Here is a 24633-nt window from a genome sequence, read left to right as displayed (position 1 = left end):
AGATTACATCCTCTCCAACACTTGAATCCCTAACAATCCTAATCCTAACTTCAAAGTCCGTGCCGTCAAATCGCACAAAATTAACCGCGAAGTCCGTAACGGTTCCTCCGCTTTCAACACCGGACATTGCTCAAAGAATTGATTAAACTTTTGACTTAATTCAAACAAATACTGACAGATTCGATTCGGCAACAAATCGCCGCCAACAGCATTTACAACTTCATTCAACTGCAATAAATGCTTGGCTAAAACTAACTCCGCATCCGACTCCAAAATTACTTTTGCACTAGCATCTAAGTTGTCAAAATTAATCTCACCTTTGCGACGAATTCCCTGCACGCGCACGTAAGCATACAGCATATAAGGTGCGGTGTTTCCTTGCAATGCGAGCATTTTGTCGTAACTAAATACATAGTTGCTCGCCCGGTTTTGACTTAAATCGGCGTACTTAACGGCGCTCAAACCAACTACGTGAGATACGTTGGCTATAAACTCTTCTGTCTCCTGTCTTTCTTCTGTGACTAATCTCTCTTCTAAATCTTGGCGCGTGCGGACGATCGCCTCATCGAGCAAATCTTGCAACCGCACTGCCTCCCCAGAACGAGTTTTCAATCTTTTGCCGTCTTCTCCTAATACCAAACCGAAGGGAATGTGCACAATCTCAACATCTTCGGGAATCCAATTGGCTTTTCTGGCGACTGCAAATACTTGGGCGAAATGGTTGGATTGTCCGGAATCTGTGACGTAAATTATGCGCTTTGCTTTGTCGTTTTCGATGCGGTAGCGGATGGCAGCTAAGTCTGTTGTGGCGTAGTTGTAGCCGCCGTCGGTTTTTTGGACGATTAGCGGTAATGGTTCGCCTTCTTTGTTGGTGAATCCGTCTACAAATACGCATTTGGCGCCGTCACTTTCTACTAGCAAACCGAGATTGGTTAAATCTTCGACTACTCCGGGCAATAATGGATTGTAAAATGATTCGCCGCGTTCGGTTAATTTGATGTCGAGCAAATCGTAGATTACTTGGAATTCGCGGCGGGATTGATCGCATAGCAATTTCCAGGCGCGTCTGGTGTCTTCGGCGCCGGCTTGCAGTTTTACGACTTCTTGTCTCGCGGTTTCTTTGAAGATTTCGTCTGCGTCGAAGCGCTGTTTTGCTTGGCGGTAAAATGCAACTAAATCGCCTAAATCTAGGGCGTCAGCAGTTGTTAATGCTTCGGGGTGTACTTCGCGCAGGTAGGCGATTAGCATCCCGAATTGGGTGCCCCAGTCGCCGATGTGGTTGATTCTGATTACGTCGTGGCCTTGAAATTCGAGGGTGCGGGCGATCGCATCTCCGATGATTGTCGATCGCAAATGTCCGACGTGCATTTCTTTGGCGATATTCGGGCTCGAAAAGTCGATCGCGATTCTCTGAGGCGTTTGAGTCGGTGAAATCCCCAAACGGGTGTCGGCGGCGATCGCGCTTATCTGCGCTTCCAAATAAGCCGGTTTCAGCTTCAAATTGATAAAACCCGGGCCGGCGATTTCTGGGGTTTCGCAGATGTCGGCAATATCTAGATTTTCGACGATCGTAGAGGCGATCGCCCGCGGTGGCTTGCCTAACTTTTTGCCCAAACTCATCGCCGCGTTGCACTGAAAATCCCCAAACTTGGGATTATTCGCAGGCGCTAGCATCAGATCCGTATCGGCATAACTCTCGCCGAATGCGGAGGTGAAGGCTTTTTCAAATCTTGTTTTTAACTGTTGGGCGATCGAGTTCATCTTTTATATTTTGATTGGATACGGGTTGATTGGCATCTCCTTAAACTTGTTCAGCCTGCTAGATTATAAAATTGTCTAAACTTTCTATAATAGCACAAAATTATTTTGCAAGAGGTCTATTAAGCACTTTGTGTCAATAATAATCTTACAACTCAGGCAATTTCCCTCTCCCCCTCTTTCCCTCTCCCCCTCTTTCCCGATTCCCAATAAAATTTTGTGTGCTTAGGTTTGAGCTGCTGGTGCAGTCGAAATCACTGACCGCATTAACACATAGTACATTTTATCACAGTTGCGATCGCTACACAAAGCAAAAAAGATCACATCTAGTCAACGATCGCGATCGCTAGATAATTTATTTAAATGAGTTACATTAACGTATGTTAATATTTTTTTAATGCTCCCGAAAATTCTACCCAAGGAAGTAGTTATGTTATCTCAACCTGTTTTTGGCGATCGTTCTCTGACCCAAGCCTTTTATCAAGCTGTAATCGATCGCTTCGATGACCCTCTGAGTCTTTCGACTCAAGCACTATTACGAGAGTGTACCCTCGGTTTCGCCCCTTGTCCCGAAGGAGTCAAAACCTTTTTCATTATCGCGCCGAGTCTGGATGCAGCCGAGCAACTAATTGGCAAAATGGACAACATTTTAGAGCGAGTTGCCGAACTCATGGCTGGAGTCGGACAAGTTGCCCTGTGCATCGTTCCCCCCGGCAGCGAGGCCGAGGAACAAGTAGATCTGCAAAACTTAGAAAAAGTTCCCCCCGATTGTCTCGCTTGCAAATTCTTTACAATTATGTGTGCTGATGCTGCGAGCGATCGGTAAAATTGACACTTAGCAACCAGCAACTTGCTGTGTTGCGCCGAACCTGTGCCAGTACCGGCGCGGGAGACATTGCCTACTTAGTAACAATCCCTGGAATCATCAGGGCAAAGCGTGCAGGTAATTCGATCGAAAGCAAGGTTGCACTCGCTATCAAAGATTGTTCAACAAGCAGGCACAATTAACATACCTTCATGCCCGCTTATCAGTCGATCTGATTTTTACCTGCCGGCTCAAGCAGCCGTGCATCTACTTTTTAGCTCCCCAATCAAAGCCGCCAAAAAGCCGCACTAACTTTCCTCGGTGTCTCGCTTCAAAAGATAGCAAACAGTTGACAGTTGACAGTTGACAGTTGACAGTTGACAGTTGTTAGCTGTTAGTTAGTTGGTAGGGGCGGTGGATGGTGCAGGCCCGCCGTCTTAGTCATCAGTCATCAGGAAGAAGGAAGTTCATCCGAACTTGCAATGTACGGAATGTAACGGATTTAAAAGTCAAGGAAGAGAGAAGAAGGCTTGCTTCGGCTACGCGATCGCGTCAAAAGAAGGAAGAGGTTCGAGGGCAGAAGATATACACAGCAAGCTTTTTAACAAGAGATCTTTTAGGTTGAATTAGGTGCATTTACTGCTCGTTGCAAAAGAGAGTTTTGCTTGACATTCATTAAGTTTGCAGCGAGCAGAAATATTGGAAAAAATAGATAGTTAGTAGTTAGTAGGGATCCGTAGGGGCGAAGCATGACCGCAGAAAATATGGGATGATAACTAATAATTTATATGCGGTCATGCTTCGCCCTCTTCAAAAGTGAGATGCACCCCATCAGTCCCAAGTTTTGACACAATTTAAACACAGAGAAACTGACGCAGTTTACCAAGAAGAATGGGTTTAAAGCCTCCTCCTTAAGCAGGGGGAAATAAAACAAAATTATTTACTGCTTCAATACTCGGACTTCTAGGTAGAGGTCGATCTCAAACTGTCAACTGTCAACTGTCAACTGTCAACTGTTGAAGGGGATATATAGTGCGATCGCATCCCAGGCTCATAGAATTTGTTAAAAATTTAAGTTGAAAAATTGAATTATTAAATTTTATGCCTAGCATTGGCGATAAAATCTAAGATTGCAATTCTCAAATCTCCAATCAAGCCATCATGGTAAAACTGACACCGAACCCTAGCTTTAGTTTAACGATTCGCGTTGCTCTGCCGAACCAGCCGGGAATGCTAGCAAGCGTCACCAGTGCGATCGGATCTGTGGGCGGCAACTTCGGGCAAATCGACTTGATCGAGCAAACCCGCGCCACTACAGTGCGCGATATCACCGTCGATGCTTACAGCACCGAGCACAGCGAAGAAATAGTCCAAGCAGTGAAAGCGCTAGCGGATATCAAAGTGATCGACGTGTACGATCGCACTTTCAACCTGCACCGCGGCGGTAAAATCAGCGTAGAAAGCAAAATTTCCCTCAAACGCCAGTCAGATTTGGCAATGGCCTACACTCCAGGAGTCGCTCGCATCTGTACTGCGATCGCCAATGACCCCCAACAAGTTTACAACCTGACTATCAAACAAAATACTGTTGCCATTGTTACCGACGGTAGCGCAGTTTTGGGACTGGGAAACTTGGGGCCCGAAGCCGCCCTGCCAGTCATGGAAGGCAAAGCCATGCTATTTAAAGAATTTGCCGGAATTGACGCCTTTCCTATCTGTTTGAATACCCAAGATACTGACGAAATTATTCGCACAGTGCAGAATATCGCCCCGGTTTTTGGTGGTGTTAACCTCGAAGATATTTCTTCACCTCGCTGCTTTGAAATTGAAGCAAGATTGCGGGAAACCTTAAATATTCCGATTTTTCACGACGATCAACACGGAACTGCGATTGTTAGTTTGGCAGCATTAATTAATGCCTTGAAACTCGTCAAAAAAACAATGGCAGAAGTGTGTATCGTAATTAACGGCGCCGGTGCGGCCGGAGTCGCGATCGCCCGTTTGCTGCGGAAAGCAGGTGCCGAAAACATCATCATGTGCGACTCCAAAGGCGTCCTTTCCAAAGATCGCACGGATATGAACCCAGAAAAACTGGAATTTGCTGTAGCTTCGAGCGGTACTTTGGAAGATGCGATCGCCGGTGCGGATGTATTTTTAGGTGTCAGCGCCCCTGGCGTGCTCACGCGATCGATGGTGCGATCGATGGCCGAGAATCCGATCGTTTTTGCCATGGCAAATCCCATTCCCGAAATTCAGCCAGAATTAATTATGGAGGATGCGGCGATTATTGCTACCGGACGCAGCGATTACCCGAATCAAATTAACAATGTTTTGGCGTTTCCGGGGATATTTCGAGGTGCTTTGGACTGCAAAGCTCGCACGATTACGACCAGTATGTATCTAGGTGCAGCTTACGCGATCGCCTCTTTAGTCAGTCCTTCACAGCTTGACAAAGAACACATTATACCCTCAGTTTTTGACGAGCGAGTTGCCATTGCTGTCGCCGGTGCAGTGCAGTTGGCCGCCCGATCCGAAGGTATCGCCCGCGATTAACAGAAGGAACAGTTGACAGTTGACAGTTGACAGTTGACAGTTGACAGTTGACTCCGAAAGCAGGAAAGCAGTTGACAGTCGAGAATAGTTGACAGTTGAGGGAGAAAAGAGGGAAGAGGGAAGAAGGAAGGGGGAAGATGCCATGTATAAATTCATGGTCTTTGTAGCAGTGTTGTAATTCTTGTTTTGGGATTTTTCTGGTTTATTCTCATTCTCCGTTTCCTCCTTCCCGTTCATTCTTACTCCTTTTTTCTTCCCCATCCTCTCTTTGTCCCTCTCTCCTCCCTCAGCGGATCGGCATTAAATTCCGTACACTGCTAGTTGCCGAACTTCCCTCGAACCTCGAACCTTTAACCTCTTCCTTCTGCCCCCGAACCTCAACATCTATCCCTTACCAGAAATCATTGGTTGAAAGCCTCTCCGTTTTAGGGATAAATTAAAATCAGACGATTCATTACTCCAATCCTCGGACTTCCAGGTAGAAGTTGCCCTCAAGCGGTCAACTGTCAACTGTCAACTGTCAACTGTCAACTGAATGAAATCCGTTATACAATCCGTTGCCGAACTTCCTTCTTCCTGCTTTTTTGCTGAGTGATAAAAATCACACCAATAAACCAGATAATCGACATAATAAAGATATAATTAATTATCCCAAGCCCAGCTAGGTCAGATGCAAAGCCAGTTAGGAGAAGAGCGCAGCAACAGCAAATTATTAGAACCGTCCCCGCTCGGGCTGGCATTGTGCCGGACGGACGGGACTTTTCTTGACGTAAATCCAGCTTTTGCGAATATTATTGGTCGGACAGTTGTAGAAACTCTCAACCTCAACTACTGGGAAATTGTGCAAACACAGTGTACTGCCAGAGACAAGTATCTAGAAATTCCAACCAAAAATAGGTGCGCGGGCACGTGTGCAGCAGCATACAAACATAAAAACAACCATCTCGTACCCGTGCGAGTGTCGGAGCGGGCAATTGAAACAGACGGAGAGTGGGCGATTTGGTTGAGTGCTGAACAAGTTGTTAATTGGGAGCCTGAAAATAGCGAGCTGCTGGAATCAGCGCCGCCGCACTGCAATTGTCATCTAGAAAAATTGCTGGAAAACCAGAATACTGAGTTGGCAAAAACTCACGAACTACTCCAAGAAAAAATCGCCGAACTCGAACTTGCAAAATCGCAACTGCAACTCCAAAATCAGATTTTAGAGCAAATTCGCGAAGCCGTAATTTGCACGGATGCTGGCGGCTCAATCACCAGTTGGAATAAACAGGCTCAAAGACTCTACGGATATGAGAATAGTGAAGTAATCGGTCAAAATATTGCTCTACTTTATCTGCAAGAACAGCGAGAATTACTATCTATATTAGTGGCTCAACAGCTAGAAGAAACAGGCGAGTCGGATCTAGAGATTACCATGCAGCGCAAGTCTGGAGAAAATTTTTACTCGCACTTGTCACTTTCTCTGTTAAAAGACGTTCGTGGCGAAATTATTGGAAGTGTCGGCTGCATCAGAGACATTAGCGATCGCAAAAAAATAGAACAAGAATTAGCACAGAGACAAGCACTATTTGATTCCTTTTTGCAGGAGGCACCCGCAGGATTTTGCATTTTTGATTCCCAACTTCGGTACGTGCAAATTAATCAATTTCTAGCCGAAATAAATAGCCTGAGTCCTGCTGAACACATTGGCAAGACTTTACGCGAAATATTGCCGGAAATCGCTCCAATGGTAGAGCCTTTATACGAACAAATATTGAGAACCAAGCAACCTCTAATTAACATGGAAATGAGCGCTGAGAATCCCAGAAATCCGGGGATTATGCGACACATGACAGCTTCTTATTTTCCTCTACTCGACAAAGACGGTGAGGCGATCGGCATGGGTGCACTGGTTATTGACATTAGCGATCGCAAACAAGCAGAAGCAGCCCTCCAAAAAAGCGAACAGCTCTACCGCACTATGGCAAGCAACATTCCCAACAGTGCGGTGATGCTGTTCGATCGCGAAATGCGCTTTACCCTGGTAGAAGGCACAGAATTAGCAGGAGTGGGGCTTTCTAAAGAGTTAATGGAAGGCAAGACAATCTGGGAAGTATTCCAGCCGGATTTTTGCGCTGCTGTCGAGCCAAATTATCTGGCGGCCCTGGCTGGAGAAACAGTTGTTACAGAATTTACCTATGGCGATCGCATTTACCTCGCTTATACTTTGCCAGTCAGAAACGAACGGCAAGAAATCACCGGCGGATTGCTAATGACTCAAAACATTACGGCTCGCCAATTAGCAGAAGAAGCCCTCAGAGAAAGCGAAGAAAAATATCGCTGCATTGTCGAAACAGCCGATGAAGGCATTTGGATGATCGATGCGGAGGGTAAAACTACTTTTGTTAACCAAAAAATGGCTGATATGCTAGGCTGCACCGCAGAGGATGCGATCGGGCAGTCACTATTTGCTTTCATGGATGCAGAAGGCATCGCGATCGCCCAAGCCAATCTCAACCGCCGCAGTCAAGGAATTCGCGAACAGCACGATTTTAAGTTCCTGCGCCGAGACGGGAGCGAGTTGTGGGCGATGCTTTCTACTAATCCATTGCCAGACAAAGAAGGGCGCTATATCGGCGCTTTGGCAATGGTTGCCGACATTACCGATCGCAAGCAAACAGAAGCCGCATTACAGCAGTCAGAAGCCAAATTTCGATTACTTTACGAATCAACCAGCTTGGCTGTTTTAATGTTAGATGAAAACGGTATCCGCAATGTCAACAACGCCACCATAGAACTATTTGGAGCCACTAGCCAAGGGCAGTTTGTCGGCAAGAATCCAGGCGAATTGTCGCCTCCTTTCCAACCCAACGGCAGAGACTCTTTGAGCATGGCGAATGAGATGATGGCGATCGCCTTTGAATGTGGTAATCACCGTTTTGATTGGGTTCACCAGCGTTTAGACGGTACGAATTTTCCCGCAGAAGTCGTGCTGACAGTCATCGAAGTTGGAAATGAAAGCGTTATTCAAGCAGTCGTCCAAGATTTAACCGATCGCTTCCTTGCAGAAGAAACATTAGTGCGATCGGAACAAGCCCTCAGACAGCAAGCTCAGAGAGAACAACTACTCAATCAAATAGCCAACCAAATTCGCATTTCTTTAGATTTAGACACAATTTTAGCAACCGCCGTTCAAGAAATTCACAATCTCATGCAGCCAGATTGGTGCATCTTCACTTGGTACCGTCCCAACAGCAATCCTCCGGTTTGGAATATAGTCTGCGAAGCCAAAAATGTAGCTTTGCCAAGTTTCCTAGGTACTTATGTTGTAGAGGACACATCTAGTGCAGGAGTAGAACAAATTTTGCGCCGAGAAATTCTGCAAGTTGATGATGTTAGCACTTTTGACAATGTAGAATTGCGCCAAGCTTTCCAGGCAATAGAAGTTAACTCAGTGCTGTCGCTACCAATTCACACTGCTTCCGGCGATATTGGGGCGATTACGTGCTATCAGGCTTTGTATGTGCGACATTGGAGCGACTCAGAAGTCGAACTGATGCAAGCGGTGATTGCTCAAATTGCGATCGCGATCGACCACGCAAAATTGTACACCCAAACCCGCACAACCGCTCGATTAGCTCAAGCTCAAACTCAACAGCTAGAACAAACTTTACACCAACTTCAACGCACCCAAACTCAATTAATTCAAAGTGAAAAAATGTCTAGTTTGGGACAATTAGTAGCAGGTGTCGCCCACGAAATCAACAACCCAGTTAACTTTATCTACGGTAATCTCAGCTACGTCAGCGAATACACTCAAAACTTGCTAAAAATGCTGCAATTTTACCAGCGTGAATACCCCGAGCCTAGTGCAGCAATTTTAAATGCCAGAGAATCCTTGGAAATTGATTATATTTTTGAAGATTTACCAAAAATTGTCACATCTATGAAAGTCGGAGCCGATCGCATCCGCGACATAGTTTTGAGCCTGCGGACTTTCTCAAGATTGGACGAAGCCGAAATGAAGCAAGTTGACATTCACGAAGGCATAGAAAGCACGCTGATGATTTTGCAAAATCGCCTAAAGAATAAAGCCGATCGCCCGCAAATTAATATTATTAAAGAATACGGTAACTTGCCTTTAGTTGAATGTTATCCCGGCCAGTTAAATCAAGTATTTATGAATTTGTTGAGCAATGCGATCGACGCATTGGAAATGGAGACAAATAAACCAGAATGCAAGGAAGGGAAGGATTTAGCAATTAGAATTCGCACCGAAGTAACCGACAATAACTGCGTAATGATGCGGATAGCTGACACAGGCCCCGGAATGAGCGAAAACGTGAAAAGGCGGTTGTTTGACCCATTTTTCACCACAAAACCCATCGGCAAAGGCACAGGCTTAGGATTGGCGATTTCGCACTCTATTGTCGTAGAAAAACACGGAGGCGAGCTGACCTGCAATTCTGTATTGGGAGAAGGTTCCGAATTTGCGATCGAGATTCCGCTGCGGCAAAAAAGAAATTAGTTATTGGTTATTGGTTATTGGTTATTGGTTATTGGTTATTGGTTATTGGTTATTGGTTATTCGTAGGGTGCGTCAGTTAGGGATTCAAATAGCACAGAAAATGGGAGCATCTCAGTTTTGCAAGAAGCATTTTTTCTTGTAGTGCGAGCGTCCCCGCTCGCGTGCTTGTAAGCACGCGAGCGGGGACAGCACTGTAAATACAAAACTGAGATGCTCCCCAGAAAATCCTGTAAGCTGACGCACCTTTCAACAAACTATGGTGCGTCAGCCACTAGCTTCTCAACATCACCAAATATCGCGCATACTGACGCACCCTACGACACTACGACAAACTACCCTTTACCACCAGACGCACACCGCCAGCGGGCGCCATTGTCAAACCGCGGCGTACTGGCAAAATCGGACGATTTTCTGCAAGTTCCAAAGAATATCGCGACAGCACTTTCGCCAAAACTAACTTCATTTCAAACATCGCAAATGCCGCGCCAATACAGCGACGGTTCCCTCCCCCAAACGGCAAATATTCGTAAGGTGAAAATTGCCTTTCTAGAAAACGTTCTGGTTTAAAACGATTTGGTTCGGGGTAAAGATCCTCTCGGTGATGAACCAAATAAATGCAGGTAGAAAGCATCACTCCTTGAGGAATATCATAACCCATTAACTGCATCGGAGCTTGCGGAACGCGCGGAAATGCAAAAAATACGATCGGATAAATTCGCAGCGTTTCCGAACAGACAGCATTCAAATACGGCAGTTTAGCAATTTCCATCCCATCGCAATTGTCAACATCAATAGAAGAGAGTTCTTGCAGCAGTTTTTCGCGAACTTCCGGGAGATAGTGAATCCAATACAAAGCCCAGGCTAAAGCTGTGGCGGTAGTTTCGTGTCCCGCGAATAACATTGTCATTAATTCATCGCGCAATTCAACATCGCTCATCGGCTCTCCGGCTTCGTCGCGGGCTGAAACCAACAAGCTGAGGATGTCTTCGCCCAAGGGTTGAGATTGAGTTTTGCGATCGCGAATTTCTTGATAAAGCAGTTCATCCAAACGCTGTCTCTGCCGCAAAAACCGTCCCCAAGGACTCCAAGCGCCCAAATCTTTTTGCAGTGACTTTACCAGCAAAAAGGTAGCATTTAATGGATTACTAAACACGCTGAACATATCAACCATTAATTGGTGAATTTGTTGGTAGCGTTCTCCTTCGCTCAGCCCAAAAACTGCGTGCAAAATCACATCCAAAGAAATGTTTTGCATGGTTGCTTGGGCGACGAAAGTATTACCAGGAGTCCAAGTATTAATTGCTTTTTCGGTGATGTCGCGGATGATTTCTCCGTAAGCTTTCATACGTTCACCGTGCAAAGGTGGCATTAAAAGCTTGCGCTGCTGCAAATGTTGATCGCCATCTAACAACAATAAGGAATTGGGGCCTACCAAAGGTAACGTTACTTGGTTTCCCGTACCAGATTCAAAGAATTTACTATCCGCTGTGAAAATTTCTTGAATTGCTTGAGGATTGCTAATAACTACCTGGGGCGGAAAGTTGCTGAATTGGGTGGTGAAAATGTCGCCGTATGTCTTATAATTTTTCTCTAAATAATAGAGGGGATTTAAAATCCCCCGGACTGTCTGAACAAATCTCCCCTGTTTAGGGCCGTCTAGCAATTTGTTGCTAGTGTTATTTTGAGATTGAGAATTTTCTGTGAGGATAGTCATTGGTTTTTATCCTGCTTTTGTTGTTTCAGATGACTGAAAGCATTATTACTATTTCCAAGCGATCGCGAATCTCTATTCTAGCTTGTTGACGCCGAGAGATTTTACGTAAACCCGATCGCACCTTGCTGTTTCCACACCCGTTGTCGGTAGATATCCGCTAGTTTCGTACATTTTCACAGCTTCTTTGAGAACGCTAGCTGTTTCGATCCAGATTTCATCAAAGCCGCGAGCCATTATTTTACTTTCCAATTCTTGCAGTAAAAATTTCCCCAAACCTTGTCCCCTTGCTGCTGGCAAAATATACATTTTGCGAATTTCCACAGCATTCTTCCCGCGCTCGATGGGATAGTAAGCCGCCGTACCGACTATTTGATCGTGCTTTTCAACTACCCAAAATTCCCCGCCCTTCTTCTGATAGTGTAGTTCTACATCATAGACATCTCGATCTGCGCCATGAACTTCGCATTGTAAACCGTACTCTACCAAAACATTCTGAATTAAATGGAATGCCTCAGCCCGATCGCGCGTTTCCCACGAACGAATTAAAAAATCCCGATGTTGGGTTCTCATTAGTTGTTACTAATTATACTTATTTTTGGACTTTGGCAACTGTAATTTTACTGATAATTAGTGTTTTACAGTCTGGAAATGCACCCAACTTTTAACTATGAATTCTCGGTTCAGGATAAAGAGTTGCCAGCAACTCGCTCTCTATCAATGATAATTGCTCCAGCCGCTCAATAACAAGAGCGCGATCGAAATAAGTTGTTGCCAAAATCCAATATACCCCGTAATGGCGCGCTTCCGAAGCCATCAAACTGCGGTAAAACTTAGCTAATTCTGCGTCGGGACAGTGTTCGCCTAGCAGCCCCAACCGCTCGTGACTCCGCGCTTCAATCAAACCAGAAACCAACAAAGAATCCAAAAGTCTTTCCGGTTCCTGCTTGCGAATTTGGGCGGACAAACCCCCACCGTAGGGAGGCGCAGCCAAAGGGCCCAAAGCGATCCCGCGCTCTTCTAAGCGCTGGTTGACTTGCTCGAAATGCTCCAATTCTTCGCGGGCGATGGCGGTTAACATCCGCACCAATTTTTCCCGCGCTGGGTAGCGAAACATTAAATTTAACGCTACTCCGGCCGCTTTCCGCTCGCAGTGGGAATGATCTAATGAGATTGTATCCAAATGGGCGATCGCCTGTTCGATCCAAGCTGGCGAAGTCGGCTGTTTCAAAAACTTAATTGTTGGCAGTGTTGAACTCATATTATTTGACATTTTAGATGTGAGATTTTAGATCATTTCCGTTTAATTCGTCCTGGTATTCGATCGAGTTCTGTAGGGGCGGGTTCGCCGAAATATTAGATAAGTATCGACAAATTATATAAACCCGCCCCGCCCCTACGCCCGACGATGTAACCGGATTTGATTTGATATGATATCATGTCCGGTCGATCGTAATATCCGGTCGGGGCGGGTTTATTGGATTTAGGATTTGTGTTGAATATCAGGGTGAACCCGCCCCTACAACAATCACGATCTATTGACCAGATTTGATACGATCTAGTTTATTTTTGCCTCGGTAAGGATAGGCAACCGAGGACACTCTACTGTGCCGTTTTCCTACTTTTGGGAATTGACTTTGCCTAACTTTTCAAACACCGCATACATATCACCAGCAAACTTTTTCGGATTCCACAACGGCGACAAATTGGCTGAGTCTTTAGATTTCATCAACTGTGATTGAACTGCCTTTCTTAATTCACCATCTTTACCCAATTTTACACCCATATCCACATATTCAGCCCAAGACCAAGCCACACCAGTTTCAATTCCCAAAGCCTGCAAAAACGAATAACCCATTCTCGACAAAAACTGTTCTCCCGTGCGAGTCACCACCGGCAAATTAAACCACAAAGCCTCTAAAGTGTGAGTACCTCCATTGTAAGGATAAGAATCTAACAAAACATCGGCCAGCAAATAGACAATTCTGTGTTCTTCCTCCGTAGCAAACCTGGGCAAAAACTTAATTCTGTGCCGGCTAACTCCCTCAGCTTCACAAGCTTGATGGTACGCACCTTCAAATACGGCAGCATCGCCCAAAGCTTTGTGAATTAAAATACTGTTCGGCACTTGTTTGAGAATCGCAATTTGTGCTTTTACTAAGTCGGAATTGAATTTTCTGCCGGGAGTGACGCACAAGTAAACTATTTGATCTAAACCGATGCGATTCGACTTTCTCAACGCCACCGGATCGACTCCATACCTCTGAAAACCTGACACTGCGACAAAGGAATCCGGCATTCTAATTAGCTGCTCGTCATAATATTTTTCCCTACCTGCTGGGTGCGAATGCCAGTCGGTAAGAAAGTAATTTTCTGAGGATATGTAAGGGGCGTCAAATCCGAGCCAAGAGACACAAACTGGTGCGGGTTTTTGGTGAAGAATTTCAGCGTGAATTGGGACGCTGAGAGAATCTAAATCGACTAAAATATCCAATTCATCTTGCTGAATTTGGTTGATAATTTCTGCGGAATTGGCAAGTCCGTTTGGGTAAGTTTTGGGGAAAGTGAGTTTGCCCAAACTATCAAATTGCTGAGTGCGATCGTCAGGAGTAATTCTTTCGGAAGCGTACAGATATAAATTGGGTGTGAACTCGGACAATTCGCGAATGATGTCAGCGCTGCACCAACCTACAGAATGACGGCTGAAGTGATTGGACAAAAACCCAATTTTTAATTTGCTGGCTGGGGATTGTGGTTTGAAACTGTAATTTGCGGGTTGAGAAAAATTAGGTTTGATACATTTTTCGATATACTTTTGGGCAATTAATCTGTAAAGTTTAGAGTTGGCTGCTAAGTCATCTCGCACGTAGGGCGTGCTGAATAAGAAGTTTGCATAAAGCGATTTAATTTCTACCGAGCTAGCCGTTTCTAAGTTTTGTTGCAAGTACGACTCTAACTCTAAAAATCGATCGCGCGCAATTTGATTCAATCCCGAGACTTGATAGGTGCTGACGTAGTAAATCGCCGTCATAATTGGATCGGTTTCGGCGCACATTTGGCTGTATTTGTGTACGGCTTGCCGCGCGGCTGCTAAATCGCTAGTATCTCGGAGGATGCCGCACAAATGTTGGTGGGCGGCAATAAAATCTGGTTTGATTTCTAGGGCTTTTTGCAGGTTGGGTATGGCTTCTTTTGCTTTGCCCTGGTGGCGCAAAATTATGCCAATTTGACAGTAGGCTTCGGGTAAATCGGGTTTAAATGCGATCGCCTGTTGCCATGCAGCCACAGCCTCGTCTAACTTCCCTTGCCGCGCTAATTTATCGCCTAAATTTATGTGAAAATCTACCTGAGCTAGATGGGGATTGAGTTCTAGGGCTTTTTGCTCGTAGGCTACGGCTGCATCCGACTGCCCTTGCTGCTTCAGTGCGCCTGCCAAATTCCAGTAAGCAGCAGCCAAAGTTGGTTTAAGTTCGATCGCCTTTTGGTAATTGACGATCGCCTCCACGAAATGCCCTTGTTTGTAGAGCATACTCCCCAAATTAGCATAAGCCTCAGCAAAATCGGGATTCAGGGCGATCGCCTCCGAATAAAACCGCATTGCTTCCTGAATCTGGCCGCTTGCTTGCTGCACATTGCCCATTGTCACGTAAGCCGCCGCCCAATTCGGTTGCAATTCCAGAGCTCGGCGACAAGCAGCCACGGCGGCTGCTAAATTGCCTTCAGAGTAATAAGTTTCTGCAACGACAGTCAGCGATGCAGCATCTTCTAATTGGGGTGTTTCGGATTGGTTGCGAAAATCGGAATTCATTTGGCGCCCTATCTGTGCTATCAAGTTAAAGGTTGAATTTAGATTATTTTGCAGAGTAGCAGTTTTATCGGAACTACGGGCGATCGTCACAGATAATTTATGAGCGAGAAGCAAGCGACACAGCGCCAACATCACATCAAGTGGAAACCAAACCTCCTGCTGGGGATACTCTTGTTAGCCTTAGCAATCCCCTTACCCTTTGCCCAAAAGACTCTCGCGCAAAAGCAGACAGCCGACTTTCGGCAGCGACTATTTCAAACAGCCCTTTATTTCACCCTATATTTTGAGGGCGGATTCAGCAATCACCCCGCAGATAAGGGCGGCAGAACCTATCGGGGCATCCTGCAAACGGAATACAACTCCTACCGCTACAGTCGCGGGCTGCCACCCCTCGACGTGACGCAGATGTCGGAAGCAGAGCTCATGGAAATTTATAAATATTACTGGGATTCGAGCCTGTCGGGTACGATGCAGCCTGCTTTGGCGATCGTCATGTTTGACACTGCTGTTAATTTTGGTATTAACAATTCTATTACATTTTTGCAGCAAGCTTTAGGATTGCCGCAAACTGGTGTTTTTGATGCGCGCACGAGGGATGCACTAAAATCTGCTAATAACAAAAATACGGCGCTGCAAATGATTAACGAACGGATTATTTACCGCTACAAACGAGTGCAAGAAGATCCGAGTCAAATGGCTTTTTTCCGGGGTTGGCTGAGTCGCGATTACAGTTTGTGGGGCTACGTAAACAAGATTAAGTAGTTGGGAATTGGGAATTGGGAATTGGGAATTGGGAATTGGGCATTGGGCATTGGGCATTAATAGCCGTTTCTCCCTCTCTTCAATTGTCCAATTCTTCCCTTCTTCCCTCTTCCTTATTCATTCTTCCATCGGAATTCCATCCGTTACATCCGTTACACAATCCGTTGCCGAACTTCCTTCTGCCTTTTTAATATTATCTCTCTCTTCTTCTCTGCGCTCTCTGCGGCCTCTGCGGTAAAATCATCCAGAAAAAATCGTAGTTGCGAGATTCCCCACTTCTTAAAAAAGTAGGGAATCTCAAAAATGAATCTACAGCAACACGAAATCCGATGCAGTAACCAAACTATTGAACCCAGTCACCGTTGCCAACACTTGATTATCTGCCGCTGATAAAATCGTTACCGCTGGCGCCGATTAAAGTAACGCTACGATCGGTACCGAGTCGATCGCACTTTGCTGTAGTTATAGAAGGAAGACAGCCCTTCGGCTTCGCTCTGGGTAAAAAGCTAACTAAGGATTTTTTTTAATTGGGTACAGTCAAAATTGCAACGTGCTAATTTGGGAATATATTCTCTATTTAAAACTTGTACTTGATACAATAATCGCAACTATGAATCATGTCAATTCATAAAAGTCATAACTTAAAGTCATAAAAGTCATATTTATAAAAATATATTTCAATCAGTAGACAAAGCTATCAAAGTTAAGTCAAATCATGTATAACAGAAACTTAAGCATAGAAAAATGCGTGACTCCCGTACAAATCACTTAAAATATGAAGCCTATGACGGTAGAAGAAGCAATAATTTTTTTGGACAACCTGGTATACCAACAAACAGAAAAAAACCTGAGTCGGTTGCAGCAGTCGATAATTAAAGGAGTTTTAACTGGTTTGACGTACCAAGAAATTCAGCAAAACGATCCGATCGCCCGCGGGTACACAGTGGGATACCTGGGGCGATATGTCGGCTACAAATTGTGGAAAGACCTCACCAAGGTATTGAAGCAAGCAGAAATTATTCGACCAGAAGAAAGAGTAGTCGGAGCAAATCTTTGGGACTGTATCATGAGATCTCTAGAAAAAGGCACAAAACCTGTTAAATCTGTCGATCCGATCTTGCAAAGGCTGCTGCGGATGCGTTACCGAATCCGAGAACACTTAGTCAGCACCGAGTACAGCGATACATATCTCGCTGAAGATGAAAATTTGCCCGATCGACCTTTGTGTCTCGTCAAGCGCCTGAAAAGCCAGTCAGAGAAAACCAGCAAGCTATTCGATCTAGAAACGCGAGTGTTATATCGCTTAGGCCAACACGATCGCATACCAGAATTGTTAGCTCGATTTGAAGAAGATGGATATTTTTATTTAGTCTATCAATTCATCGAAGGACAACCACTGTATCAAGAACTCATCGAAGGTCAACCCTGGAAAGAACATCAAGTTATTGCTTTGTTGAAAGATATCTTAGAAGTGCTAGTCTTCGTTCACAAAGAAAATGTAATTCACCGCGATTTGCACCCTCAAAACTTAATCAAGCGCTCACCAGATAACAAGATTGTATTAATTGACTTTGGGGCCGTCAAAGAAATTAATACCTCCCAAAATAGCAACGGTCAAACCAAATCGCGCGGCGGCGGCACTCATCAAGAATACATTCCTCCCGAACAAGCCATCGGCGCACCGAAATTTTGCAGCGACATTTATGCTGTTGGGATCATCGGGATTCAAGCCTTGACAGGGATGCGCCCGAAACAACTCAAAGTCGATAATTTAGGCAATCTTATTTGGCAGAAAAATGCAACCGTGACGCCGGAGCTTGCTAGCATTTTAGACCAGATGGTGCTGTACTCTTTCCCCCAGCGTTACCAGTCAGCAACCGAAGCTTTGGAAGCAGTTCAAAATTTGGTCTGTAGTCATTAGTCATTAGTTATTGGTTATTGGTTATTGGTTATTGGTTGTTAGTTATTAGTTATTGGTTATTGGTTATTAGTTATTGGTTATTTCGTGCTAATAACCAGTAACTAATAACCAGTAATATCGTTAATTACTTACTAACAACACACAACCGTTAACTAATTACTAGCAACAGTCAACAGTCAGCAGTCAGCAGTCAACAGTCAACAGTCATTAATGAAAGAAGGAAACCCAACACCGTTGATGTCAGATTTGATACCAAATCCGGCTTGAATATCCCCCTCTTGAGTCTGCGAAAGCGGACGAAAGTTTGTTTAGGATTGGTTTCAAGCGGACAGTTTTATCTTTTGTGAGGTTAGCGGAGCCAACTGATAGCAGAACACGAACCACAGCCACAGCAGCCGGTTGACAATCCGACTGCTATTTTTGTTGTTAGCGCCCTGCGGAGTCGATCGCACAATCCTTTACCATTACCCCTCGAATGAGTGAGTAAAAACACTCTGCCCGGAAGATGAATCGGGCGATCGCACTTTTTACCACCTCGCAGGAACAAGGAATAAGTAACAAACAATAAGGACAAATCCGAAAGAAAAAATAATTTTTTATTTTAACTAACAATCAAGAAAAATTATTGAATTCTGACCAATGCCTTATACATCAAAGCCTGTTACTTTAGTTGACACTCTATCTCAAGTTAGATAACATAGTTAGTATTATGTGCTATCTACGCAGTTTTAACAATATCTTAAGCAGCTTGGTATATCTGGCAACAATATAAGTAGAGTGTTTATTGTTACCTTCAACACCTAGAAACCCACATAATTTGAGGGAGCGAGAAATTGGAATTTTTTGAACGATCGCAAAAAGTGCAGCCGCCCTCAACCCCAATTGCAGCACTCCAGTCTTTTTCCAAAAAGGCTGGTATTGCAATAATCGCGATCGGCTGTACAGTCATGTTGGGTTGGATCTTCGACCTGCAACTCTTAAAGAGCATTTTTCCAGAACTCCCAAGCATGAAAGCGAACACAGCATTCTGCTTTATTTTGAGCGGATTGTCTCTATTTCTGCAACAGCGCAGGCGCGCCAAATTGACAACAATTCAAACTCAAAAAACAGATAAAGCTTTAATTGTTTCCAGTTCAATTTTAATTATATTAATCAGTCTATTCACCCTAATTCAATATAGCTCTAATTTAGACTTAGGCATCGACCAACTGCTATTTAAAGACAATTCTAACCTCACAAGTATCTCAGCACCGGGACGGATGGCGCCGAATACTGCCACTGCTTTTTTATTGCAGGGAACTGCCTTGCTGCTGCTGTCTCTACGCCGCCCCAAATACCTGCGGGTTCAAATCTTAAGCTGTTGTGCATTTTTAATTGCATATCTGGGTTTGATCGGCTACATCTACGGCAAACCTTTCTTTTACACAATTGGCTATACAGGAATGGCTTTGCACACCTCCGTAGCATTTATGTTACTGAGCCTGGGGCTTTTATTTGCTAGTCCAGAGCGAGGATTGATAGCAGTAATTGTGAGCGATCGCGCGGGCGGCATCATGGCAAGGCGGTTGTTGCCACAGGCGATGGTTATTCCGACTTTGGCTGGTTACTTCATCATCTCGGGAGAGCGGTTGCAAGCCTACTCCCCGGAGCTAGGAATATCGCTGTTAAGCATATTGAACGCGATCGTTTTTACTGTTCTGATTTGGCAGAATGCGAAAACTCTCTGCACCGCAGACCGAAGGCGCTATCGAACCCAACTGGGGCTGATCAAAGCTAAATCAGACTTAGAAAGTCAAGTTGAGAAACGGACTCTTGAACTCCAACTTGCTAACGAGCAATTGCAGCAGCAAATTCTCGATTCTCACACAACAGAGCAGGCGCTCCAAAAAAACTACAACCTGTTGCTCACAGTCATCAACAGTACGCCGACCGCCCTATTTGTCAAAGATATTCAGGGCTGCTACATGATGCTCAACGCTGCGGGAGCTAGCATCATTGGCAAGTCTTTTGACGACATTATCGGCCGAGATGACAGCGAGTTATTTCCTGCGGAAATTGCGGCCAATATTACCAAAACCGATCGCCAGATCGTGACAGCCGGAAAAACGCAAGTAATGGAAGAAGAATTGCCAGTTCAAGGAAAATTGCGGACATTTCTTTCGACAAAAAACGCTTACCGAGACGGGCAAGGAAAAATCAGCGGTATAGTTAGCATCGCGCGGGATATTACCGATCGCAAACAAGCCGAAGTCGCCAACAAAAGTCTGGCAGCAATTCTCGAAGCAACGCCGGATTTTGTAGGTATCTGCGATCTCGACGGGCACGCTGTTTACATGAACAAAGCAGGCAGAAAAATGGTGGGTATCGACGAAAACGAAGATATATCCAAAAAACAAGTTGGAGAATTCGCCGCAGCCTCAGCCCGCAGCACCTTCCAGCAAGCGATCGCCACCGCAATCTCAGGCGGTGTTTGGAGTGGAGAAACAGCCTTCGTGTCAGCCTCGGGAGTTGAAATTCCCGTCAGCCAAGTCATCATCTCCCACTCAGCACCAGACGGCCAACTCGCATATATTTCTACCATCGCCCGCGACATCAGCGATCGCTTCCAAGCCGAAACAGCCCTGCGTTTAAGCGAGCAAAGATACCGATCGCTGATCGCTGCTACCGCGCAACTCGTATGGATCACAGACGCACAAGGAAAGCCGATCGCGCCCACAGACTGGATGGCATATACAGGCCAAAGCTTGGAGGAAGCCACAAACAACTGGTTTTCGGCAATTCACCCAGACGATCGCGATCTCACGCTGCAAGCTTGGATGCGCGCAGTCGAAACCAAAAACCTCTATGAAGTCGAACACCGCTTGCGGGCGTCTGACGGCAGCTACAGGCACTTTTGGGTGCGCGCAGTCCCAGTTTTAGCAACAGACGGCAGCATTCGCGAATGGGTGGGCACGCACACGGATATTAGCGATCGCGTCCAAGTATTGGAAGCACTCAAGCAATCAGCAGCACAGTATCGATCGCAAGCAGCCCAGCTCGAAAAAGCTTTCCGCGACTTGCACGAAACCCAAGCGCAACTAATCCAAACCGAAAAAATCTCTTCACTCGGCCAGCTAGTCGCCGGAGTCGCCCACGAAATCAACAACCCGATTAACTTCATCTACGGCAACATCACCCACGCCAGCCAATACGCCAAAGACTTGCTAAATCTGCTCAACCTTTACCAGGAAAAATACCCAAATCCCGTCACGGAAATTGCTTTATCAGCCGAAGAGATAGAAATTGATTACTTAATAGAAGACTTTCCGAAGATTTTGGAATCAATGAAAGTAGGAGCCGATCGCATCCGCGACTTAGTTGTATCCTTGCGTAACTTTTCCCGACTCGACGAATCGCAGATGAAGCGAGTAGACATTCACGAAGGAATCGAAAGCACTTTAGTAATTTTGCAGCACAAGCTCAAAGCTAATGCAGTTCGTCCGGCGATCGAGATTATCAAAAACTACGGCAGCTTCTCCAAAGTCGAGTGCTATGCAGGTCAGCTCAATCAAGTATTTATGAATCTGTTAGCAAATGCGATCGATGCCCTCGAAGAATACAACAGCAAGCGTTCTCCAACAGAAATATATGCTAGCCCCAACACCATTGAGATTAAGACCAGTGCAAATTCAGACACAGTAACCATTCGGATTGCCGACAACGGGATGGGAATCAATCCTGAAGTTATGAGCCAATTGTTCGATCCATTTTTTACTACCAAACCCGTCGGCAAAGGCACTGGCTTAGGACTATCAATCAGCTATCAAATTATAGTTGAAAAACACCGAGGAAAATTGAAATGTGTTTCTGCACCCGGGAAAGGTGCAGAGTTTATCATAGAGATTCCTATTTCCCAGAATCTATCAGCCCAAGCAACGGAAAACATCAAGGAAAAGGAAATGGTGAGCAGTAATCAGTCATTAGTCATCAGTCATTAATTTCTGAGTGTCACGTAGTTGCGCTTCAGCGCTCTTAGGCACGTAGTTGCGCTTCAGCGCTCTTAGGTACGTAGTTGCGCTTCAGCGCTCCGAGGCACGTAGTTGCGCTTCAGCGCTCTTGGGGCTAAAGCCCAACAACATACCAACCAGGTACGTAGTTGCGCTTCAGCGCTCTTGGGGCTAAAGCCCAACTACATACCCAGTAATTGCGATCGCCACAGAAAACCCTCCGCAGTATTAAGCGACGCACCTTGCAAAATAGTCATCTCCCCGTCTCAGTCGATCGCCCAAAATCGAAATAATTCTTTACAATACAAGAGTAAATATAATTATTCACTTAAAAAAATCCCTTGAAAATGCCCATAAACCAACTTTCTGCAACAACAGCCTCCGCGCAAACCCAGGAATTAGACTTTGATATCGCGATCGTCGGAGGCGGCATAGTCGGCGCCACCTTAGCGTGCGCCCTCAAAGATTCAGGATTAAAAATAGCCATCATAGAAACCCAACTCCCCGCAGCAGCAGCAGCCAAAAAACAAGCCTATGCAATCACCCTGCTATCGGGAATGATCTTAGAAGGCCTCGGCGTGTGGGAACAAATCTTGCCGCAAATCACCACCTTCGAGCAAATTAGCCTCTGCGACGGCGACTATCCCGGTATCGTCGAATTCCACCGCCCGGATTTAGGAAATACTGGCAAATTACCCGTACCAAAAACAGCATTAGGTTATGTTGGCGAGCATCGAGTCATGCTGTCAGCTTTGCAAGAATCCTTAGCAAAAAACCCAAATTTTAGTTGGGTTTGTCCTGCGGAAGTAGTCGAGGTAAAATATTTAACTAATTGCGCCGAAATCCAAATCAAACAACAGGGCGAAACTCGCACAATTCGCACCAAATTATTAGTTGCTGCTGACGGTTCGCGATCGCGCATCCGCAGCGAAGCCAACATCGGCACCCACGGCTGGAAATACTGGCAATCCTGCGTTGCCATTACTATTAAAGCTGAAAAGCCGCACAACGATATTGCTTTTGAGCGCTTTTGGCCGAGCGGCCCGATGGGAGTCTTACCATTACCAGGGAACCGCTGTCAAGTAGTTTGGACAGCACCCCACGCGGAAGCAAAAGCTTTGCAGTCTATGGACGAAAAAGAGTTTTTAGCTTTGTTGGAACAGCGCACGGGCGGGCTTTTGGGGCGTTTGGAATTGGAGAGCGATCGCTTTTTGTTTCCTGTGCAGTTAATGCAGAGCGATCGATACGTATTGCCCAGACTAGCACTCATTGGCGACGCCGCCCACTGCTGCCATCCCGTGGGTGGACAGGGATTGAACATGGGTATTAGAGACGCAGGTGCGATCGGGCAAATCTTGCAGCAAGCCCACCAGAAAGGCGAAGACATCGGCGATTTGCGAGTATTAAAACGGTATCACAATTGGCGAAAAAAAGAAAACTTAATCGTGTTGGGATTTACCGATTTTCTCGATAGATTGTTTTCCAATACTTGGATGCCAATTGTAGCATTTCGTCGCTTCGGATTGTGGTGTTTGCGGACAATTCCGCCGGTGAGGTTTTTAGCATTGCGCTTGATGACAGGTTTGATGGGGCGGCCGCCAGAATTAGGACAAAACTAGGTTCTTTCATACATCCCCGTAGGGGCGGGTTCACCAACCATAATCGCCCAAAACAAACAATCTCAAAAACCCGCCCCCACCCAACGATAAATCATCATATAAATTTTGGTGATGCGATGTAAATTTCAGGTTGACGTGGGCGATCGGTGGTGTGGGGACGGGTTTATATAGATGGTTGGTAATTGTTAGATATTATTGGTGAACCCGCCCCTACAAAATATCGTATAATACCATCAAAGAAACCGGGGTTTTTCCTGGAACTTTGCAATTTTAAGAAGTTTGTCGCAAAAACGCGATAGAATGATCTACTCAGCTCAAACCCAGCCCTAACGGGAGTATAAAAACCATGCAACCCGAACAAGAACAAGAAATTCTCAACCTGCGCGATCGCCAATTAACGCCCAAACAAATTGCCCGAAAGTTAGGATTGAAAGCATCCGAAGTCAGTAGCTTTCTGATATCTCATGCAGAACAAACAGCCCTCGCTAGCGCCGAAAAAGGAGAGTTATTGCCCGTTGCTCAATGTCTCGTCGATGTAAATTTTGCGAAGGTATTGTTGGGCAATGAAACCTCTGAAATGAGCGGTTTGGGTTTAGTGATGGTTACCCGTTCCAAGGGCTACAATCGTTTTGTTGTAACCTCTTATTTGATCGACTACTGGTGTTTGGGAGTTAAGGATGCCATGCCGCCACGTAACTGCAACGATAGCCAATATAAAAATCTCGTTGAGAATGCTTACTCGCAGTTTCTGGGATACGAGGAGATTAGTTTAGAGCAAGCACAAGCTTTGGTTTGGGGCGCGATCGCCTATGCCAAAAAATTAGGCTTTGAACCGCATCGCGATTTCGAGCAGTCGAAGGCTCATTTAGGAGAATCAACCAGCGAAATCGGCTTGAATTTCGGTCGCAATGGAGAACCTTGTTATGTTGAAGGGCCTTACGATAATACAACGAAAATTATCAATACGCTTAAAAAGTCTGTGGGAGACGGTAATTTCGATTTCTTGCACGAGATTGGGTAGAAATTGATACGGTTCAGTATTTTGTAGGGGCGGGTTCACCAACAATAATCGCCTGAAACAAACAATCTCAAAAACCCGCCCCAACCCAACGATAAATCATCATGTACAATTTTTCTATGCGATGCAAATTTCAGGTTGATGTAGGTTGTCGGTGGTGACAGGGCGGGTTTATCCAGATTGTT

Annotated in this window: 14 protein-coding genes; 9 read left to right on the top strand and 5 right to left on the bottom strand. The window is 45.3% G+C overall.

The genetic code is table 11. The annotated features are described in order from the left end of the window. Window positions 1-3: 3 nt before the first annotated feature. Window positions 4-1761: an arginine--tRNA ligase gene (gene argS / locus JGK14_RS27100; RefSeq protein WP_293270327.1), complete on the bottom strand. Its 1758-nt coding sequence runs from the start codon at window positions 1759-1761 to the stop codon at window positions 4-6. A 427-nt stretch (window positions 1762-2188) separates the two neighbouring features. Between argS and JGK14_RS27095 the strand changes: the two genes are divergently transcribed. The 3 genes from JGK14_RS27095 (at window position 2189) to JGK14_RS27085 (ending at window position 9623) form a co-directional block, all read left to right on the top strand. Then, the gene (locus JGK14_RS27095; RefSeq protein ID WP_293189446.1) at window positions 2189-2584 is read left to right on the top strand and encodes a hypothetical protein; all 396 of its coding nucleotides are present in this window, start codon (window positions 2189-2191) and stop codon (window positions 2582-2584) included. 1140 nt (window positions 2585-3724) lie between these two features. Further along, on the top strand, window positions 3725-5116 hold the full coding sequence (locus JGK14_RS27090; RefSeq protein ID WP_293175307.1) for a malic enzyme-like NAD(P)-binding protein: 1392 nt from the start codon (window positions 3725-3727) through the stop codon (window positions 5114-5116). A 670-nt stretch (window positions 5117-5786) separates the two neighbouring features. After that, window positions 5787-9623 carry a PAS domain S-box protein gene (locus JGK14_RS27085; RefSeq protein WP_293196619.1) on the top strand — a complete coding sequence of 1279 codons (3837 nt, stop codon included), beginning with the start codon at window positions 5787-5789 and terminating at the stop codon, window positions 9621-9623. A 322-nt stretch (window positions 9624-9945) separates the two neighbouring features. Here the strand turns inward: JGK14_RS27085 and JGK14_RS27080 are convergent, their stop codons facing one another. The 4 genes from JGK14_RS27080 to JGK14_RS27065 form a co-directional block, all read right to left on the bottom strand. Continuing rightward, complete coding sequence (locus JGK14_RS27080; RefSeq protein WP_293189442.1) at window positions 9946-11337, bottom strand: cytochrome P450; 1392 nt, start codon at window positions 11335-11337, stop codon at window positions 9946-9948. A 72-nt stretch (window positions 11338-11409) separates the two neighbouring features. Then, window positions 11410-11907: a GNAT family N-acetyltransferase gene (locus JGK14_RS27075; RefSeq protein ID WP_293189440.1), complete on the bottom strand. Its 498-nt coding sequence runs from the start codon at window positions 11905-11907 to the stop codon at window positions 11410-11412. A gap of 91 nt (window positions 11908-11998) precedes the next feature. Continuing rightward, a complete protein-coding gene (locus JGK14_RS27070; protein ID WP_293196621.1) occupies window positions 11999-12595 on the bottom strand; it encodes a tRNA-(ms[2]io[6]A)-hydroxylase in 597 nt (198 codons plus the stop codon). Between the two features lie 357 nt (window positions 12596-12952). Then, window positions 12953-15142, bottom strand: a complete 2190-nt coding sequence (locus JGK14_RS27065; RefSeq protein WP_325315701.1) for an O-linked N-acetylglucosamine transferase, SPINDLY family protein — start codon at window positions 15140-15142, stop codon at window positions 12953-12955. Window positions 15143-15241: 99 nt separating this feature from the next. On the opposite strand from JGK14_RS27065, the gene JGK14_RS27060 reads away from it, so the two are divergent. The 6 genes from JGK14_RS27060 (at window position 15242) to JGK14_RS27035 (ending at window position 24451) form a co-directional block, all read left to right on the top strand. Beyond that, complete coding sequence (locus JGK14_RS27060) at window positions 15242-15904, top strand: glycoside hydrolase family 108 protein (protein WP_293175294.1); 663 nt, start codon at window positions 15242-15244, stop codon at window positions 15902-15904. A 362-nt stretch (window positions 15905-16266) separates the two neighbouring features. Beyond that, entirely contained in the window at window positions 16267-16431 is a 165-nt protein-coding gene (locus tag JGK14_RS27055; RefSeq protein ID WP_293175292.1) for a hypothetical protein, read from the top strand. A 248-nt stretch (window positions 16432-16679) separates the two neighbouring features. Beyond that, on the top strand, window positions 16680-17825 hold the full coding sequence (locus tag JGK14_RS27050) for a serine/threonine-protein kinase (RefSeq protein ID WP_293223683.1): 1146 nt from the start codon (window positions 16680-16682) through the stop codon (window positions 17823-17825). Window positions 17826-18658: 833 nt separating this feature from the next. Then, the gene (locus JGK14_RS27045; RefSeq protein WP_325315700.1) at window positions 18659-21802 is read left to right on the top strand and encodes a PAS domain S-box protein; all 3144 of its coding nucleotides are present in this window, start codon (window positions 18659-18661) and stop codon (window positions 21800-21802) included. Window positions 21803-22158: 356 nt separating this feature from the next. Beyond that, window positions 22159-23430 (top strand): FAD-dependent hydroxylase, encoded by a 1272-nt coding sequence (locus JGK14_RS27040; RefSeq protein ID WP_293229537.1) that lies wholly within the window; start codon window positions 22159-22161, stop codon window positions 23428-23430. A 346-nt stretch (window positions 23431-23776) separates the two neighbouring features. Further along, window positions 23777-24451 carry a DNA-binding response regulator gene (locus JGK14_RS27035; RefSeq protein ID WP_325315699.1) on the top strand — a complete coding sequence of 225 codons (675 nt, stop codon included), beginning with the start codon at window positions 23777-23779 and terminating at the stop codon, window positions 24449-24451. The last annotated feature ends 182 nt before the right edge of the window (window positions 24452-24633 follow it).

It is taken from the genome of Microcoleus sp. PH2017_28_MFU_U_A, from assembly GCF_020738035.1.
GTDB lineage: Bacteria > Cyanobacteriota > Cyanobacteriia > Cyanobacteriales > Microcoleaceae > Microcoleus.
The sequence above is the reverse complement of the archived record's forward strand: the minus strand, read 5'-3'. Positions and strand labels throughout refer to the sequence as shown.